We start from the raw sequence: 15786 nt of genomic DNA, 5'->3' as shown, positions 1-15786 counted from the left end.
GGCTCAGACCTCGGGGCTGCGGATGTCCGACAGACCGTAGGCGGCGTGGATCACATGGATCGGGTGGACGACGGCCATGCCGGTGCCGGCGCGGATCTGCCAGCGGCAGGTCTCCGTGTCGCAGGCGCCGAGCTCGGCGCCGGAGTCCTTGAACTTCTCGAAGAGGGGCCGGCCGATGGCCTGGGCGACCTCGAACTTCTCCTTCTTCAGCCCGTAGGTGCCGGCGATGCCGCAGCAGTTCTCCCCCGACTCCGCCACGGTGATGCCGGGCACGAGTTCCATCAGCCGGACGGCGGGCATGCCCATGCCCTGCCCCTTGAGCTGGCAGGGGGCGTGGTACGGGATCGTCATCTCGATGCGGTCGAAGTCGGTGGGCAGTTCACCGGCGTCGTGCAGATCGAGGAGGAACTCGCTGGTCTCGCGCATGCGCGCACCGATGTCCATGACCGTCGGGTCGTCGACGCCCATGATCTCGTGTGCCTCGTGCTTGACCATGCCGGCGCAGGAGCCGGAGCTCGAGACGACGGGGATGTCCCGGCCGCCCTTGGCCAGGTCACCGGCCAGCTTGACGACTGACGAACGGGCCTGGTCGAACAGCCCGTTCGACTGGCTGGCCAGGCCGCAGCAGCCCTGCCGGGGAACGATGACGGTGTAGCCGAGGTGTTCGAGCACCTCGATGGTCTTCTTGCTCGTCTCGACCTCGAAGTAGGTGCCCGCGCAGCCGGTGAAGAAGATCACCGGTCCACGATCCGGCTGACCGGGGCGGCGGGCCATGGGTCCCTCCCGGTGCCGGAGCCAACCGCGGATCGACTGCGACTGGGCGACCGGCATCGGAGCGTCCCGGTGGACGCCGATGATCTTCTCGACGGCTACGCGCAGCGGCCTGTTCCGCAGCGCCCGGTTGGCGAGCGGGGCGACGGGCGTCAGCAGCCGGCCCTCGAGGCTGGTCTGGGTGATGAGGCGATCGCGCAGCGGCATGTGGCCCTGCTTCATGACCGCGCGGGCCATGGAGTTCATCTCGGCGATCTTGACGCCCTGCGGGCAGTTCAGCGTGCAGATGCCGCAGCTGGAGCAGTAGTCGAGCGTGTGGTCGACGGACTCGCCGTTGCGGAAACGCTCGGCCTGGGGGCCGACGAACTTCGGGCCGGCGAACATCTCGGTGACCCGGGCGACCGGGCACTGGGTCTCGCAGATCGTGCACTTGACGCACTGGTCGAGGGAGAGCCGGTTGAGCTGCTGGACCTCGTAGCTGTTCGGGTTGTTGTTGAGCCGCGGGCTGGCCTTCTTCAGATGGTTCCAGACCGAGAAGGACTCGCCGGACCGGCCGGCATCGCCCTGCCCTCGCTCGGTTGCCGTGGTGCTCATCAGGACTCCTTCAGCTGCTCGATGATCGAATCGGCGGCGCGCACCGCGCTGGCCAGGGCGATCCCCTCGCCGGACTTCTCGTCCCAGCGCTGTGCACCGGCGAGGAAGCCACCGGCCGCGTAGAGGTTCTCGTGGACCGTCTCACCGCTGAGCGGATCGACGACCCGCATCGTCTGGTCGGTGGCGACACCGACCCGGAAGACCGGCTGCTCACCGGCCCAGCCGTCGTTGAGGAGCTCCTCGTCCGGCACGGCCAGTGGCAGCCCGAGGATCGGCTCGTGCAGCGTGCCGTACGAGTCGAGCTCGATGGCGCCGGACTCGAAACCACCGGGGGCGAGCAGGACGTACCGGGCCTCGAGGTGCGTCTCGTGCCCGGCCGTGCCGAGGGTCAGGGAGCGGACCCTGCCCTGGCCGGTCTCGGCGCCGGTGACGCGCGAACCGAGGATCGTCTCGACGCGGTAGGACCTGGCCAGGTCGGTGAGCCTGTCGGCCAGGCGCATGCCCGCGACACCGGGCGGGGGCAGCGGGATCTCGAAGACGGGCCGGCCGAGTCCGTCGGCGATCGACCTGAAGGTCTCGTCGGCCAGGCCCAAGACGTTCGGCACGGCGACGGTCTCACCGCGCCGGGCGACCCTGTTCAGGGCGGACACGAAGTCCCGGCGCCGGTCGGGACGGTCGAGGGCCCGGGCGATGTTGACGGCGTTCGAGTCGGCCTCGGTGCCGCGGCCCGGGAAACTGACCGAGGCGGAGCGGGTCACCAGGCGGCCGCCGCCGGGCAGGTCGATGGTCGCCAGGTTCTGGGCGACGAGTTCGCAGGAGAAGTCCTTGAGCTGGTCGATGCCGACGACCACGACCCGGCTGCCGTCGTGCAGGGCGCCGGGGTCCGACGGGTCGAGGCTCACCGTGCCGGCGGCCATGGAGGCCGGGTACAAGGTGGTGGGGCGCAGGCCGCCGAGAGCCGTCGGCAGCAGCACGTTCGTCTCGATGCCGCCCACCAGGGTCTCGCCGACGAGCTCGCGGAGGAAGCCCACGCCGACGCGGATGGGTTCGACGCCCAGCAGATTGTACGGGTGGGTGGGGCCGCCGCGACGCTCCTCGAGCGCGCAGAACTCACCCAGCTCTGCGAGCGGGTGTGCGACCAGGCTCGGGCGGTAGCCGAGCACGTCGATCGTGCCCTGCCCGAGTTGCAGACCACCGCGCCCCAGGTGCACGAGCGTGGTGTGCAGCCCGGCCCGGCGCAGCCGCAGCGCGGCGGTCAGGCCGGCCAGACCGGCACCGACGACGATGACATCCCTCATGCCGGAACCTCCTGCTCGTCACCGACCACGGCCCCGGCACGGGCCTGGTCGCGTTCGTCGATCTCGGTGCCCACCGGGTACGGCTCGACCGGGTCGACCTGGCCCGGGGCGTGGTCGATGTCGAGGGTGCCGCGGGCGATCCACTCGTCCAGGGCCGCCTGGCGCAGCTGGCCGCCGGCCAGGATCGGCCACAGCCCGATCCAGCGGTGCTTGAGGAAGCCGCGCAGCTCTGCGGTGGCCTGCACGCTGCTGCGCGCGCCCGTCGCGCACATGAGGCCGGCCGCGCGGGTCGAGCAGAAACCGCCCTGGCAGGGCCCCATGCCCAGACGCAGCCGACGCCGCAGGTCGTCGAGGGTGGCCGCCGGGTCCTCGGCGAGCAGGTCGAGGAACATCGACCTGCTCATGAGCTCGCACTCGCAGATGATCTGGTCGTCGCGGCGGTCCTTCTCCCGGTCCGCCAGGCGGTGCGTCACTGTGTAGGTCGGTGTGTCCTTGGCCGCGGGGACGGGCTCGTCGGCGGTCCGGCAGGTCCTGGCCTCACCCATCTGCTCGCACATGAGGTCGACGATGCGTTCGGCCATGAGGCGGTAGGTGGTGAGCTTGCCGCCGGTGATGGTGAGCATGCCCTTCAGGCCGTCACGGCTCGCATGGTCGAGCACCGACATGCCCCGGCTCATGTGGCGCGTGTCGGAGGCCGAGACGCGGGTGTCCTTGACCAGCGGCCGGGCCCCAGCCCAGGCGTGCACGGCGCGGGCCCGGCGGAATCCCGGCACGAGGGCCTCGCCGGCGTCGAGCATCTGCTGCACCTCGGCGCGCGGGATCGGCAGCTTGTCGGGATCGGTGGCCTTCACGTCGGTCGTGCCGATGATGGACACCGTGTGCACGGGGACGAGGATGTCGCCGTCGGCGGGCTTGATGCAGCGGTTGATGACCGTGTTCACCAGGCGGTGGTTCATCGCGATCATGATGCCCCGGCCGGGCACGACGTCGACGTCCTCACAGCCCGCCAGGGCGGCGACCCGACCCGCCCAGGGGCCGGCTGCGTTCATGACGAAACGGCAGGCGATCCGCCGGTGGCCGCCGGCCTTGACGTCGCGGACGGTGACGCCGGCGACACGGTCACCATCGCGATGGATTGCGGTGACCTCGTGGTAGGGCAGGACGCGCGCACCGTACTCGCGGGCCGACTCGGCCGCGCCGCGGACCATCGCCCAGCCGTCGACGGTGCCGTCGAGCACGGCGAAGGCCCGTTTGATGCCGGGGTTGAGGCGGGGCTCGCGGGCGAGGGCCTGGGCGACGGTGATCTCCTCGGCCGGCACGTGGGCGCTGGCCGCGGCGGCGAGGAAACCGTCGGAGTACTCCTCGGAGTCGTCCGGGGTGACGACGAACAGGCCACCGGTCTGCTCGACGGCGTTCGCATGGATCCGGGTGACGATCCTGTTCTCCTCGGCGCACTCGCGCGCCGACTCCGGGTCGGAGACCACGTAGCGCCCTCCGGAGTGGAGCAGGCCGTGGTAGCGGGCGGTGGTGCCCTGGGCCAGGTCGGCCCGGTCGACGAGAACCACGCTCAGGCCCCGCATCGCGACGTCGCGGGCGACTCCCGCGCCGGTCGCGCCGCCGCCGATGACGACGACGTCGACGGTCAGATCAGCCATACGAACCTCCAAGCAGCTCCGGTTGGCACGGTGTACGCACGACAGGTTAGTGGGGCGGGCCCGCACACTCTCGCCCGGGCGCCCGTTTGTGCACGATCCCGGTCCGTAATTGCACCGATGCGCGCCGCCCGGGCCCCGCAGCGGACCGGCGCGCGGAAGCGGGCAGAGGCGTTCCCGGAACGCGGCGGTCCCCGGCGGCGGACCGGCGCAGGAGCCGTGTCCGCTGATCAGATGCCCTGCGCCGATCCGATGGGGGCTGGGACAATGGGCGGGTGACAGATCCCCAGGGCGCCTCCGGCGCGCCGAGCAGCAATGTGACCGATACCGCGCTCATCTTCGAGGGCGGCGGCATGCGGGTCAGTTACACCAGTGCGCTGGTCGCCGAGCTGATCCGGGCCGAGGTCTTCGTCGACTGGGTCGCCGGCATCTCCGCAGGGTCCAGCAACACGGCGAACTACCTGTCGCGCGACCCGGCCAGGGCCCGGGCGAGTTTCGTCGACCTGGCGGCCGACCCGCACTTCGGCGGGTTCGACACGCTCGTGCAGGGCAAGGGCTGGTTCAACGCCGAGTACATCTACCAACGCACCGGCGGGCCGGGGCAGGCGCTGCCCTTCGACTTCGCGACCTACCGCGCGAACCCGGCCCAGCCGAACTTCGGCGCGTTCCGCTGCGACACCGGCGAGCAGGTCTGGTTCACCAAGGCCGACACGCCCACCATGGACGACCTCATGGTGCGGGTACGGGCCTCCTCGACGATGCCAGGGCTCATGCCGACCGTCACGATCGGGGGCCTGGACTACGTCGACGGCGCGCTCGGCCCTGACGGCGGCATCGGGCTCGACCGGGCCCAGGCTGCGGGCTTCGACAGGTTCCTGGTGGTCCTCACCCGTGACCGCGGCTACGTCAAGCCGCCTCCCAGCCGTACGCAGGCGGCGCTCTACCGTGCCCTCTTCCGCAAGTACCCGGCAGTGGTCGATGCCCTCATGCACCGCCACGAGGGTTACAACGCGGTCCGGGAGGAGCTGTTCGAACTCGAGGCCGCCGGCCGGGCCTTCCTGTTCGTCCCCGACACCATGCCGGTCGACAACGGTGAACGCGACGTGGCGCGCCTGGCCGCCAGCCATGCCGCCGGCCGGGCGCAGGCCCGCCGCGAGTTGCCGGCGATCAAGGAGTTCCTGGGGCTGTGAGCCGTCAGGGCCAGGCAGGAGCCGGCCCGGGCCGGCCAGAGCCCGAGCCCGGGAGCCGACTGCCCGGGGATCCAGCCGGACGCCTCGAACAGCCGTGGCACGGGAGCCGGGACGTCTCGGCCGGTTCGGGGACCCGGCGCGCCAGGAGCCGGGAACCCGGGTTCCCGGCTCCTGGTTCGTCTCCGGATCAGCTGCAGCCGCTGGTGGACCCGCAGCCCTCGCAGACGTAGCAGGAGCCGCTGGGGCGCATCTTCGTGCCGCAGGTCATGCACAGCGGCGCGTCGAACGCGGTGCCCGTGATCTTCTCCATCATCTCCGTCGTCGTGTGCGGCGCACCGGGCCGGACGGGGAACGGCGGGTCGATGAGGCTGGGCTGGCGGGCGCCACCGGCATCCACCTCGAGGTCGTCCCCGGCATCGTTCTTGAGCTGCTCGCTCTCGGGCAGCTCGGCCTCCTCCTCCTCTGACAGATAGGAGCCGGTCTCGACGTAGTGGGCTCGCTCCGCGGCGGTGTAGATGCCGAGCTCGGCGCGCTCGTCGAAGTCGAGGTAGTCCAGGGCCAGACGGCGGAAGACGTAGTCGAGGATCGACTGGGCGATGCGCACGTCCGGGTCGTCGGTCATGCCGGCGGGCTCGAACTTCAGGTTGGTGAACTTCTGGACGAAGCCCTCGAGCGGCACGCCGTACTGCAGGCCGATGGAGACGGCGATCGAGAAGGCGTCCATGACACCGGCGAGGGTGGAACCCTGCTTGCCGAGCTTGAGGAAGATCTCACCCAGCTTGCCGTTCTCGTAGGCGCCGGTGGTGATGTAGCCCTCGGCTCCGGCCACCGAGAAACTGGTGGTGCGTCCGGCACGGCTCTTGGGCAGGCGACGGCGGCGAGGGCGGTACTCGACACGGACCTCCGGCTTGGGCGCCTCGGTCTCGGACTTCTTGTTGTCGTCCTTGCCCTCGGAACCGGCGCTCAGCGGCTGACCGACCTTGCAGTTGTCGCGGTAGACGGCCAGCGCCTTCAGGCCGAGCTTCCAGCCCTGCCGGTAGACCTCGGCGATGTCCTCGACAGTGGCGCTCTCGGGCATGTTGACCGTCTTGGAGATGGCGCCCGAGATGAAGGGCTGAACGGCGGCCATCATGCGCACATGGCCCATCGGCTCGATGGCGCGCACGCCCATGGCGGTGTCGAAGACCTCGTAGTGCTCCTGGGCCAGGCCGGGGGCACCCACGACATTGCCGTTGTCGGCCACGTAGCCGACGATCTCGTCGACGGCGGCCTCGTCGTAGCCGAGGTTCTTCAGGGCGCGGGAGACGGTGCCGTTGACGATCTGCATCGAGGAGCCGCCGACGAGCTTCTTGAACTTGACCAGGGAGAAGTCCGGTTCGATGCCGGTGGTGTCGCAGTCCATCATGAAGCCGATGGTGCCGGTCGGGGCCAGCACCGAGGCCTGGGCGTTGCGGTAGCCGTTCTTGGCGCCGAGTTCGGCGGCAGCGGCCCACTGGGCGGTGGCGGCCTCGTGGATCTCGCCGTCGAGGGCGGTGAAGGGACGAATCCGGCTGCTGGCCTCGCCGTGCTTGGCGATGACTCCCAGGTGGGCCTCGGCGTTGGGCGCGTAGCCGTTGTACGGGCCGACGACGGCCGCCAGCTCGGCGCTGCGGCGGTAGGCGGCAGCGGTCATCAGCGAGGTGATGGCCGCGGCCAGGGTACGGCCGCCCTCGGAGTCATAGCCCTTGCCGAGGGCCATGAGCAGGGCGCCGAGATTTGCGTAGCCGATGCCCAGCTGGCGGTAGTTCCGGGTGGTCTCGGCGATGGCCTCGGTCGGGAAGTCCGCGAAGCAGATCGAGATGTCCATGGCGGTGATGATCACCTCGACGGCCTTCGCGAACAGCTCGGTGTCGAAGGTGTCGTCCTCGCGCAGGAACTTGAGCAGGTTGAGGCTGGCCAGGTTGCAGGAGGAGTTGTCCAGGCTCATGTACTCAGAGCAGGGATTCGAGGCATTGATCCGGCCGGAGGCCGGGTTGGTGTGCCAGGCGTTGATCGTGTCGTCGTACTGGATGCCCGGGTCGGCGCACTCCCAGGCGGCCTGGGCGATCTTGCCGAAGAGCTCACGGGCGTCGACCTGCTCGATGATCTCGCCGGTGGTGCGGGCACGCAGCCCGAACCTCGTGCCGGCCTCGACGGCCTGCATGAAGGCGTCGGAGACGCGCACCGAGTTGTTGGCGTTCTGGTACTGCACCGAGGTGATGTCGGCGCCCCCCAGGTCCATGTCGAAGCCCGCGTCGCGCAGGGCGCGGATCTTGTCCTCCTCGCGCGCCTTGGTCTCGATGAACTCCTCGATGTCGGGGTGGTCGACGTCGAGGACGACCATCTTGGCGGCCCGGCGGGTGGCGCCACCGGACTTGATGGTGCCGGCCGAGGCGTCCGCGCCGCGCATGAAGCTGACGGGACCGGATGCGGTGCCGCCGCTGGAGCGCAGCAGCTCCTTCGACGAGCGGATCCGGGAGAGGTTGAGGCCGGCGCCCGAGCCGCCCTTGAAGATCATGCCCTCCTCGCGGTACCAGTTCAGGATCGACTCCATGGAGTCGTCGACCGAGAGGATGAAGCAGGCGCTGACCTGCTGCGGGCTCTCGGTGCCGACGTTGAACCACACCGGGGAGTTGAAGGAGAAGTACTGGTGCAGGAGCAGCCAGGTGAGCTCCTCGCCGAAGACCTGGGCGTCCTCGTCCGAGGCGAAGTAGCCACGGGTCCGGCCGGTCTCGGTGTAGGTGTTCACCACGCGGTCGATGAGCTGGCGCAGGCTCGACTCGCGCTTGTCGGTGCCGACCGCGCCACGGAAGTACTTGGTGGTGACGATGGTGGAGGCGTTGACGCTCCAGAAGTCGGGGAACTCGACGTCCTTCTGCTGGAAGACGGTCTCGCCGGTCTTCCAGTTGGTCTGCACCACGTCACGCCGCTGCCAGGTGACCTCGTCGTAGGGATGCACACCAGCCGTGCTGAAGGTGCGCTCAACCGTGAGGCCGGCGGACTTCTTGTCGCTGGTCTCGGTCGTGGCCACAGTCTGTGTCATCGTTCCCTCTCCGTATGGGTTCTCGGTCGGTACCGCCCGACATCTCATTGTGTTTCTCAGCTCACTATTCGGTTGTCGTGGTGTGAGAGCGCGCGGGATCCCGGGCAACGGGTCCTGGCGCACCCGAGGTTCAGTCGTCGATGGTCTGCTGCTCCTGCTCGGCCGCCCGCAACTTGGCGATCTCGGCCTCGAAGTCGTCCACGCACTGGAAGTGCTGGTAGACGCTGGCGAACCGAAGATAGGCGACGGCGTCGAGTCGGCTCAGCGGCCCGAGGATCGCCACGCCCACCTGATCGGACGGGATCTCGGCCATGCCGCTGGCCCGCAGCGACTCCTCGACCTGCTGGCCGAGCCGCGCCAGCTGGGTCTCGGTGACGGGCCTGCCCTTGCATGCCTTGCGAACCCCGCTGATCACCTTGTCCCGGTTGAAGGGCTCCACGACTCCGGACTTCTTGACGACCACGAGTTGCATCCGTTCGATCGTCGTGAAACGCCGCTCGCAGGCCAGGCACTGCCGGCGCCTGCGGATGCTCGCGCCACCCTCGGCGACCCGCGAGTCGAGGACACGGGAGTCACAGTTGTGGCAGTACGGGCAGCGCATGCCTTCAACCCCTCGTCTGGATCGAACAGCCCGTGAACGTCCACACCACCTTGTGGATGTCCCGTGGAGCCCTGTGGGCATCCTGTGGACAAGAACCACAACCTGTGGACGAACAACAGACGTGTAACTACTAGATGTGGGTACACCGTACACCCTCTGACCGGGCCACCGGAGACCCGCGGCCCACCCGACCCGGACGGCCTTCTCACCGGAACAGGCGCCGCCGAGCGCCCATCACCCCGCGAGCACCGCAGCACCCCTGGTCAGCACGCACGAGACGAACAGCGGGAATCCCCCCGGGAGACGCGGCGACAGAATCGGGAAATCATGCCCGACGCGAACGCGTCTCGGCGCGTCGCACCACAGCCGGGTCAGCGCCCCCGGTCCACCTGGACGGCAACAGACCCGGCCTCGACCGGCTCATCGGGGATCGCGAGGAACGAGTGCACCACTCCCCCGAGGCCCAGCACGACCGCTGCGACGAAGCACGTCACAATGACGGCGGCACCGCGCTCGGTCAGGCGCCACCCGCCGCAAGCCCCAGCGGACACGACGCGCCCGGTTCCCCGCGGAGCCGCCGGAACGCGGCGGGGAGCGGCGCAGGCCGCTGCCAGCAACTCGGCGCTGAGCACCTGGACGTGCTCGGCATCATCGACCGGTTCACGACCCGGCCCCCGGGACGCCTCGTCCCCGCAGAGCCGACACGAGCGGGCCCCGCCCTCCAGCCGGATCGGGATCAGCGAGACCCCGGGCCGGCCAGCAGGACGGGCCGCGGGCGGAACGGGCTGGTGAGGCCGAGCGGGGACGGCCGGTTGCACCGGACGGCCGAGCGAACCGTGCACGGCGCCGCGCACGCCCGACCCGGCCGGGATGGTGACGGACTCCTGAGCGCCGCGCACGGCACTGATGACCTGATCCATGTCGACCTCCTGCCAGTGGTGAACTCTTCCGCCCGAGAGACCCAGCACTCTTCGAACATCTGTTCGAGACAACAGAATAGTACATCTGTTCGAGATGTCCAGGGCTCCCGGACCCCATCCCGAATGAGACCCGCCGGTCAGATCCGGACAGCACGAGTGAAGCAGCCGGCACTGACATTTCCCGGCCGCGATGCGGCGCCGGCAGCGGACCGGGGCCTCTGACACCCACGCATGGGCACCGTTCGGACCCGCACCCGCCCGTCGAGCCGCTGTCCGCACGTTCTGGTCACACTCATCCACCGCGGCCAGGAAAGCCGCCTTCGATCCCTCGCACGACACGGTCCTCGCAACCCTCAGCAATCTCAGGTCGCCGCGAGGACCACTCGAACCCGTCACGCACGACCCGGGTCATCCCACCGACACGCGAACTCGAACAGTCGTTTGATTCCGGGCTGTCGGGGCGTAGCATTCGGCCATGGGCACACCACGCCATCCCTCCGCAGCCGGGGCTCCCCGCAAGGCCGGCCGGCCGAGCAAGGAGCGCATCGACGCGGAGTTGAGGGCGAGCAGCCCCAGGCGCCAGGTCAACCGCTCCATCGCCCCCGGCGAGGAGCGGACGGCGGCTCCCGATCTGGATCAGCTGAGCCGGCGTCAGCGCCTCATCCTCGACTACATCCGCACCAGCGTCGACGTCCGGGGCTACCCGCCGAGCATCCGCGAGATGGGTGAGGCGGTCGGCCTGACCAGTCCCTCGAGCGTCGCCCACCAGCTCAGGGTGCTGGAGTCACGGGGCTTCCTGCGCCGCGACCCGAAACGCCCCCGGGCTCTCGAAGTCGTCCTGCCGCGATCCGACGAGTCCGGCGAGGCGTTCGACCCCACCGACCTGGGTGATGCCTTCCCCGAGGCCGTCAACGTCCCCCTGGTCGGGGCCATCGCGGCGGGGACACCGATCCTGGCCACCGAGCAGGTCGAGCAGGTCATGCCCCTGCCACGCGATCTGGTCGGCTCGGGCACGGTCTTCCTGCTCGAGGTGCACGGCGACTCGATGGTCGAGGCCGCGATCTGCGACGGCGACTACGTCGTCGTCCGCCAGCAGCCCACTGCGGACAACGGCGACTTCGTCGCCGCCATGATCGACGACGAGGCCACGGTCAAGGAGTTTCGCCGCGCCGACGGCCACGTCCGGCTGCTCCCGCACAACGAGGGCTACGAACCGATCGACGGCGACCAGGCCACCATCCTCGGCAGGATCGTCGCGGTGCTGCGCCGCCTCTGAGCCGGCGCCGTCTCAGCCGCTGCCGGCGAGCCTGCGCAGCGCCCCGAGCGTGCGCTCCAGATCCGTCGTCGTCCAGAACTCCGGCAGCGAGCTGCGCAGGTACGAGGCGTACCGGGCCGAGACCAGGCGAGGGTCCAGGACGGCCACGACGCCCCTGTCGTCGGCCCGCCTGATCAGCCGCCCGGCGCCCTGGGCCAGCCGCAGGGCGGCGTGCGAGGCTGCGATCCGCATGAAACCGTTGCCGCCCGCCCTCGTGACGGCCTGCTGGCGGGCCTGGGCGAGCGGATCGTCGGGTCGCGGGAACGGGATGCGGTCGATGACGACGAGCCGGCAGGTGTCACCGGGCGCGTCGATGCCCTGCCACAGCGACATGGTGCCGAACAGGCTGGTCACCGGTTCGGCAACGAAACGGCGGGTGAGTTCGGGCAGCTGCGCATCGCCCTGGCACAGGACCGTCAGCCCGGGCAGTTCCCGGCGTACGTGACGGGCCGCGGCCTCCGCGGCGCGCCGGGAGCTGAACAGCCCCAGCGCGTGACCGCCGCTGGCCCGGACGAGTTCGGTGAGCTGGGTGAGCGCGTCCTCCCCGATTCCTTCGCGGCCCGGCCGGGCCAGGTCCGCGGCGACGTACAGGATGGCCTGCCTGGCGTAGTCGAAGGGCGAGCCGACGTCGATGCCCCGCCAGGGCAGCCAGGCGCCCGGGTCCTCCTGGGAACCGGCGTCGCCGGGGACCTCGTCGGTGCCGAGGCGTTCGGCGGAACGCAGTCCGGTCTGCTGCGCCATGGCCTCGAAGGAGCCGCCGAGGGTGAGCGTGGCGCTGGTCAGCACGGTCGTGGCCCGGGCCAGGACGGCGCCGCGCAGCAGGCCGGCGACCGACAGCGGGGCGACGGTGAGCCAGCGGCCGGAACGCTCCCGCTCGCTGACCCAGGTGACGTCGTCCTCGGACAGGGCGGCCATCCGTTCGGCGGTCTCGAAGATCTCCAGGGCGGCCGCGGACGTGGCGATGCGCTCCGGTTCCTGCTGGGACCTGGACCCGCTCTGGGCCAGTTGTCGTCCGGCCCGGCGAGCCGTGTCGCGGACACGTCCGATCGTCTCGGCGAGGCCCGTGCTCGCCGGGGTGAGCCTGCCCGGTTCGGTGTCCTCGAGTGCCCCGCGCAGGGCATCGGCCGTCTCGAGCAGCTCGAGGGCGGTCTCGTCGTCGAGCCAGTCGGCGCCCCGACGGGCCACGCGCTCGACGTGCTGGGGACCGAGTTCGGCGCTGGCGGCCCCGGTGACCCGGTCGGTGAGTTCGTGGGCCTCGTCGACGATGACGGCGTCGTACTCGCCCAGCACGTTGCTGGAGCTCATCGCGTCGATGGCCAGCAGGGCATGGTTGGTGATCACGAGATCCACGTGACGCGCCCTGGCCCGGGCCGTCTCGACGAAACACTCGTCATGGAAGGGGCAGCGCGTCCCGAGGCACTCGCGGGAGCCGATGGAGACCTGCGCCCAGGCCCGCGCGGAGTGGGCCGGCGCGTCGTCCCGGTCGGCCAGGCCGCCTTCAGCGGCCTGTTCCTCGACCCAGGTGCGCAGGGCGAGGACCTCGGCCCCCAGTTCGGTCTCGGCGCCTCGCCGGGCGCCGTGGGCGGCCCCGGTCAGGTCCTCGGCGCTGAGCAGGCTCGACTGGCCCGGGGCCGCACCCCCGCGGGCCCGCATGAGGCAGGCGTGGTTGGCGCGTCCCTTGACGACGGCGGCCGTTGGCCGGCTGCCGGTCACCTCGGCGACCGCGCGCGCCGCGTCGGGCACGTCCTTGCCGGCCAGCTGGCTCTGCAGGGCAAGGGTTGCGGTGGCGACGACGATCCTGGCGCCCTGGGTCTGGGCGTGCACGAGCGCGGGCGCCAGGTAACCGAGCGACTTGCCGGTGCCGGTACCGGCCTGGACGAGCAGCTGGGTGTGCTCGGTGAGGGCCCGGGCGACGGCGTCGGCCATCGCCCGCTGCCCCGGGCGCGCCGATCCCCCGATGGCCGCGACGGCGGCATCGAGGACGCGGGCGTGCAGAGGCTGGGTCACCGGCACAGCCTATGTCGCCCGCGCCCCCGGCCGGTACCGGTGGCGGCTCACCGTGGCAGCGCGAATCCGGCGAGTTCGGCGGCCAGATCGGCGTGCACCCTGGCGACGAGTCGGGTGCCGTCCTGGAGATACTCGTCGGACTCGATCTCGCCGAAGCGGTGGACCCGGTCGACGAGGTCTCCGCGGTCCCAGGGGATGAGCACGTCGACCCGCTCGTGCGGCACGGGCAACCGCGACTCCACGGCGGCCCGCAGCTGCTCCACGCCGTCTCCGGTGCGCGCGCTGACCAGGACGGCATCGGGGTACTCGGCCCGGAGCCGGGCGAGGACGTCCGGGTCGGCCAGGTCGGTCTTGTTGACGACGAGAAGTTCGGGCCGCTGCCCCGCGCCGATGTCGGTGAGGACCCCTCGGACGGCCTGGATCTGGCCTTCCGGATCGGGGTCGGAACCGTCGACGACGTGGACGAGCAGATCGGCCTGCACCGACTCCTCGAGGGTGGAACGGAATGCCTCGACCAGGTCGGTCGGCAGATGCCTCACGAAGCCCACGGTGTCGGTCATCGTGTAGACGCGCCCGTCGGCGGCCCTGCAGCGCCGCGTCGTCGGGTCGAGGGTGGCGAACAGCGCGTCCTCGACGAGCACGCCGGCGCCGGTCAGCCGGTTGAGCAGCGAACTCTTGCCGGCGTTCGTGTAGCCGACGATGGCGGCCGAGGGTATGCGGTTGCGGCGGCGGTCCGCACGGCCGATGGCTCGGGTGGCGTCCATGTCGCGCAGTTTGCGGCGCAGCAGCGCGATGCGCGTGTTGATGCGGCGCCGGTCGGTCTCGAGCTTGGTCTCGCCGGGGCCGCGGCCGCCGATGCCGAGCCCCGAGGCGGCGCGGCCGCCCACCTGGCGCGAGAGCGAGTCGCCCCAGCCGCGCAGGCGCTGCTTGAGATAGCTGAGCTGGGCCAGCTCGACCTGGGTCCGGCCCTCGACGCTGCGAGCGTGCTGGGCGAAGATGTCGAGGATGAGCGCGGTACGGTCGACCACCTTGACCCCCACCCGGTCCTCGAGATTGCGCAGCTGGGCCGGGCTCAGCTCGCCGTCGGCGATGACCGTGTCGGCGCCGGTCGCGACGACGATCTCACGCAGCTCGTCGACCTTGCCCGAACCCAGGTAGGTGGCGGCATCGGGGCGGGAACGACGCTGGATGAGGCCCTCGAGCACCTGGGAGCCGGCGGTCTCGGCGAGCGCCTTGAGTTCACCCAGGGCGTTCTGCGCCTCCACGGCCGTCCCGGTTGTCCACACGCTGATGAGGACGACCCGTTCCAGCCGCAGCCGGCGGTACTCGACCTCGCTCTCGTCCTGAAGCTCGGTGGACATCCCGGGGACGCGGGTGAGCGCCATGCGGTCGGCGAGGTCCTGCTGGTCGCCGTCGTACCCGCTCTCGCCCGGGAGGAACGGACCGCTGCCCGTCATGACCGCTCCGGCCGGGTCCTGGGGCCCGCGGTGACCAGGTGATCGGCGCGGTCGGGGACGAGGACCTCGCCGCGGGCGATGATGACGGCCGGACCGATGAGCTCGGCCCGGTCACCGTCGAGGACCACCTCGAGCCGGCCGCCGGGCACGGTGACCGTGAACCGGCCTGCCAGTGCGCCGTGGGCGCTGGCCTGGGCTGCGGCGGTGGCGGCGACGCCGGTGCCGCACGAGAGGGTCTCGCCGGATCCGCGCTCGTGGACGCGCATCGACAGGTCGTGCTCGTCGTTGGCGTGGACGAACTCGACGTTGGCCCCGGACGGGAAGACGTCCGGGTCGAGCTGCGGGGCCCGGGTCAGGTCCAGCTGCGCCAGGTCGACGTCGTCGTCGAGCAGGACGACGGCGTGCGGGTTGCCGACGTCCACGACAGTGGCCTCGTGACGGACGCCGTCGAGGCTCACCCAGGTGGGCTGGGCGCCGACCCGGACGGCGCCCAGCTGCGCGCACAGGCGTCCGTCGGGCAGCTCGCGCACCCCGCGCAGCCCGGCGCGCGTGGCGATGACGAGGTCGTTGGAGTCGGCGAGCCCCTCCTCCATGAGGAACCGTCCGAAGACGCGCAGACCGTTGCCGCACATCTCGGCGAGTGAGCCGTCGGCGTTGCGGTAGTCCATGAACCACAGGTCCGCGTCCCCGTCCCACTCGGGCACGTGAGCGGCCTTGATGGCGCGGATGACGCCGTCAGCGCCGATACCGCCGTGGCGGTCGCACAGGAAGCGCACCTGCTCGGCGGTCAGCGGGACGGAGCCGGTGCGGTCCTTGAGCAGGACGAAGTCGTTGTGCGTGCCGTGCCCCTTGGCGAAACCCCAGGTGTCCATGTGACTCATTCTCCCACCCCGGTCCAGGCCGGCGGCTCCCCCGCAACG

The 15786-nt window shown here is 70.8% G+C and carries 11 protein-coding genes; 2 read left to right on the top strand and 9 right to left on the bottom strand.

From position 1 onward, the window contains the following. Nucleotides 1-3: 3 nt before the first annotated feature. The 3 genes from D9T14_RS05195 to glpA are packed head-to-tail and all read right to left on the bottom strand — an operon-like array spanning nt 4 to nt 4318. Entirely contained in the window at nt 4-1365 is a 1362-nt protein-coding gene (locus D9T14_RS05195; RefSeq protein WP_119161222.1) for an anaerobic glycerol-3-phosphate dehydrogenase subunit C, read from the bottom strand. Then, on the bottom strand, nt 1365-2663 hold the full coding sequence (gene glpB / locus D9T14_RS05190; RefSeq protein ID WP_119161221.1) for a glycerol-3-phosphate dehydrogenase subunit GlpB: 1299 nt from the start codon (nt 2661-2663) through the stop codon (nt 1365-1367). The genes D9T14_RS05195 and glpB overlap by 1 nt, the downstream gene beginning before the upstream one ends. Further along, nucleotides 2660-4318, bottom strand: coding sequence for an anaerobic glycerol-3-phosphate dehydrogenase subunit GlpA (gene glpA, locus D9T14_RS05185; RefSeq protein WP_119161220.1), 1659 nt, complete (start codon nt 4316-4318; stop codon nt 2660-2662). Before glpA ends, glpB begins: the two co-directional genes overlap by 4 nt. A gap of 272 nt (nt 4319-4590) precedes the next feature. Here glpA and D9T14_RS05180 point away from each other — a divergent pair, with 272 nt between their 5' ends. Next, complete coding sequence (locus D9T14_RS05180; protein WP_232012283.1) at nt 4591-5505, top strand: patatin-like phospholipase family protein; 915 nt, start codon at nt 4591-4593, stop codon at nt 5503-5505. 187 nt (nt 5506-5692) lie between these two features. On the opposite strand, the gene D9T14_RS05175 is transcribed toward D9T14_RS05180, so the two are convergent. The 3 genes from D9T14_RS05175 to D9T14_RS05165 all read right to left on the bottom strand — a co-directional run bounded on the left by D9T14_RS05175 (nt 5693) and on the right by D9T14_RS05165 (nt 10087). Further along, entirely contained in the window at nt 5693-8566 is a 2874-nt protein-coding gene (locus D9T14_RS05175; RefSeq protein ID WP_119161219.1) for a vitamin B12-dependent ribonucleotide reductase, read from the bottom strand. Nucleotides 8567-8696: 130 nt separating this feature from the next. Then, on the bottom strand, nt 8697-9167 hold the full coding sequence (gene nrdR / locus D9T14_RS05170) for a transcriptional regulator NrdR (protein WP_119161218.1): 471 nt from the start codon (nt 9165-9167) through the stop codon (nt 8697-8699). 371 nt (nt 9168-9538) lie between these two features. Beyond that, nucleotides 9539-10087 carry a hypothetical protein gene (locus tag D9T14_RS05165; protein ID WP_119161217.1) on the bottom strand — a complete coding sequence of 183 codons (549 nt, stop codon included), beginning with the start codon at nt 10085-10087 and terminating at the stop codon, nt 9539-9541. 475 nt (nt 10088-10562) lie between these two features. On the opposite strand from D9T14_RS05165, the gene lexA reads away from it, so the two are divergent. After that, the gene (lexA, locus tag D9T14_RS05160; protein WP_119161216.1) at nt 10563-11363 is read left to right on the top strand and encodes a transcriptional repressor LexA; all 801 of its coding nucleotides are present in this window, start codon (nt 10563-10565) and stop codon (nt 11361-11363) included. Nucleotides 11364-11375: 12 nt separating this feature from the next. Here the strand turns inward: lexA and D9T14_RS05155 are convergent, their stop codons facing one another. From D9T14_RS05155 to dapF, 3 genes are all read right to left on the bottom strand, one after another. Continuing rightward, on the bottom strand, nt 11376-13328 hold the full coding sequence (locus D9T14_RS05155; protein ID WP_119161280.1) for an ATP-dependent DNA helicase: 1953 nt from the start codon (nt 13326-13328) through the stop codon (nt 11376-11378). A 128-nt stretch (nt 13329-13456) separates the two neighbouring features. Continuing rightward, nucleotides 13457-14866 (bottom strand): GTPase HflX, encoded by a 1410-nt coding sequence (gene hflX, locus D9T14_RS05150; protein WP_119161215.1) that lies wholly within the window; start codon nt 14864-14866, stop codon nt 13457-13459. Further along, on the bottom strand, nt 14863-15738 hold the full coding sequence (dapF, locus tag D9T14_RS05145) for a diaminopimelate epimerase (protein ID WP_119161214.1): 876 nt from the start codon (nt 15736-15738) through the stop codon (nt 14863-14865). Before dapF ends, hflX begins: the two co-directional genes overlap by 4 nt. Nucleotides 15739-15786: the final 48 nt, after the last annotated feature.

Source organism: Propionibacterium australiense, from assembly GCF_003666605.1.
In the GTDB taxonomy this organism is placed as follows: domain Bacteria; phylum Actinomycetota; class Actinomycetes; order Propionibacteriales; family Propionibacteriaceae; genus Propionibacterium; species Propionibacterium australiense.
Note: the sequence above shows the minus strand (reverse complement) of the source record. Positions and strands in the feature narration are given on the sequence as shown.

What these genes read in the sequence shown, in the direction of transcription:
- D9T14_RS05195 (WP_119161222.1), bottom strand. Translation starts at nt 1,365, where the DNA reads ATGAGCACCACGGCAACCGAGCGAGGGCAGGGCGATGCCGGCCGGTCC.
- glpB (WP_119161221.1), bottom strand. Translation starts at nt 2,663, where the DNA reads ATGAGGGATGTCATCGTCGTCGGTGCCGGTCTGGCCGGCCTGACCGCC.
- glpA (WP_119161220.1), bottom strand. Translation starts at nt 4,318, where the DNA reads ATGGCTGATCTGACCGTCGACGTCGTCGTCATCGGCGGCGGCGCGACC.
- D9T14_RS05175 (WP_119161219.1), bottom strand. Translation starts at nt 8,566, where the DNA reads ATGACACAGACTGTGGCCACGACCGAGACCAGCGACAAGAAGTCCGCC.
- nrdR (WP_119161218.1), bottom strand. Translation starts at nt 9,167, where the DNA reads ATGCGCTGCCCGTACTGCCACAACTGTGACTCCCGTGTCCTCGACTCG.
- D9T14_RS05165 (WP_119161217.1), bottom strand. Translation starts at nt 10,087, where the DNA reads ATGGATCAGGTCATCAGTGCCGTGCGCGGCGCTCAGGAGTCCGTCACC.
- lexA (WP_119161216.1), top strand. Translation starts at nt 10,563, where the DNA reads ATGGGCACACCACGCCATCCCTCCGCAGCCGGGGCTCCCCGCAAGGCC.
- D9T14_RS05155 (WP_119161280.1), bottom strand. Translation starts at nt 13,328, where the DNA reads ATGGCCGACGCCGTCGCCCGGGCCCTCACCGAGCACACCCAGCTGCTC.
- hflX (WP_119161215.1), bottom strand. Translation starts at nt 14,866, where the DNA reads ATGACGGGCAGCGGTCCGTTCCTCCCGGGCGAGAGCGGGTACGACGGC.
- dapF (WP_119161214.1), bottom strand. Translation starts at nt 15,738, where the DNA reads ATGGACACCTGGGGTTTCGCCAAGGGGCACGGCACGCACAACGACTTC.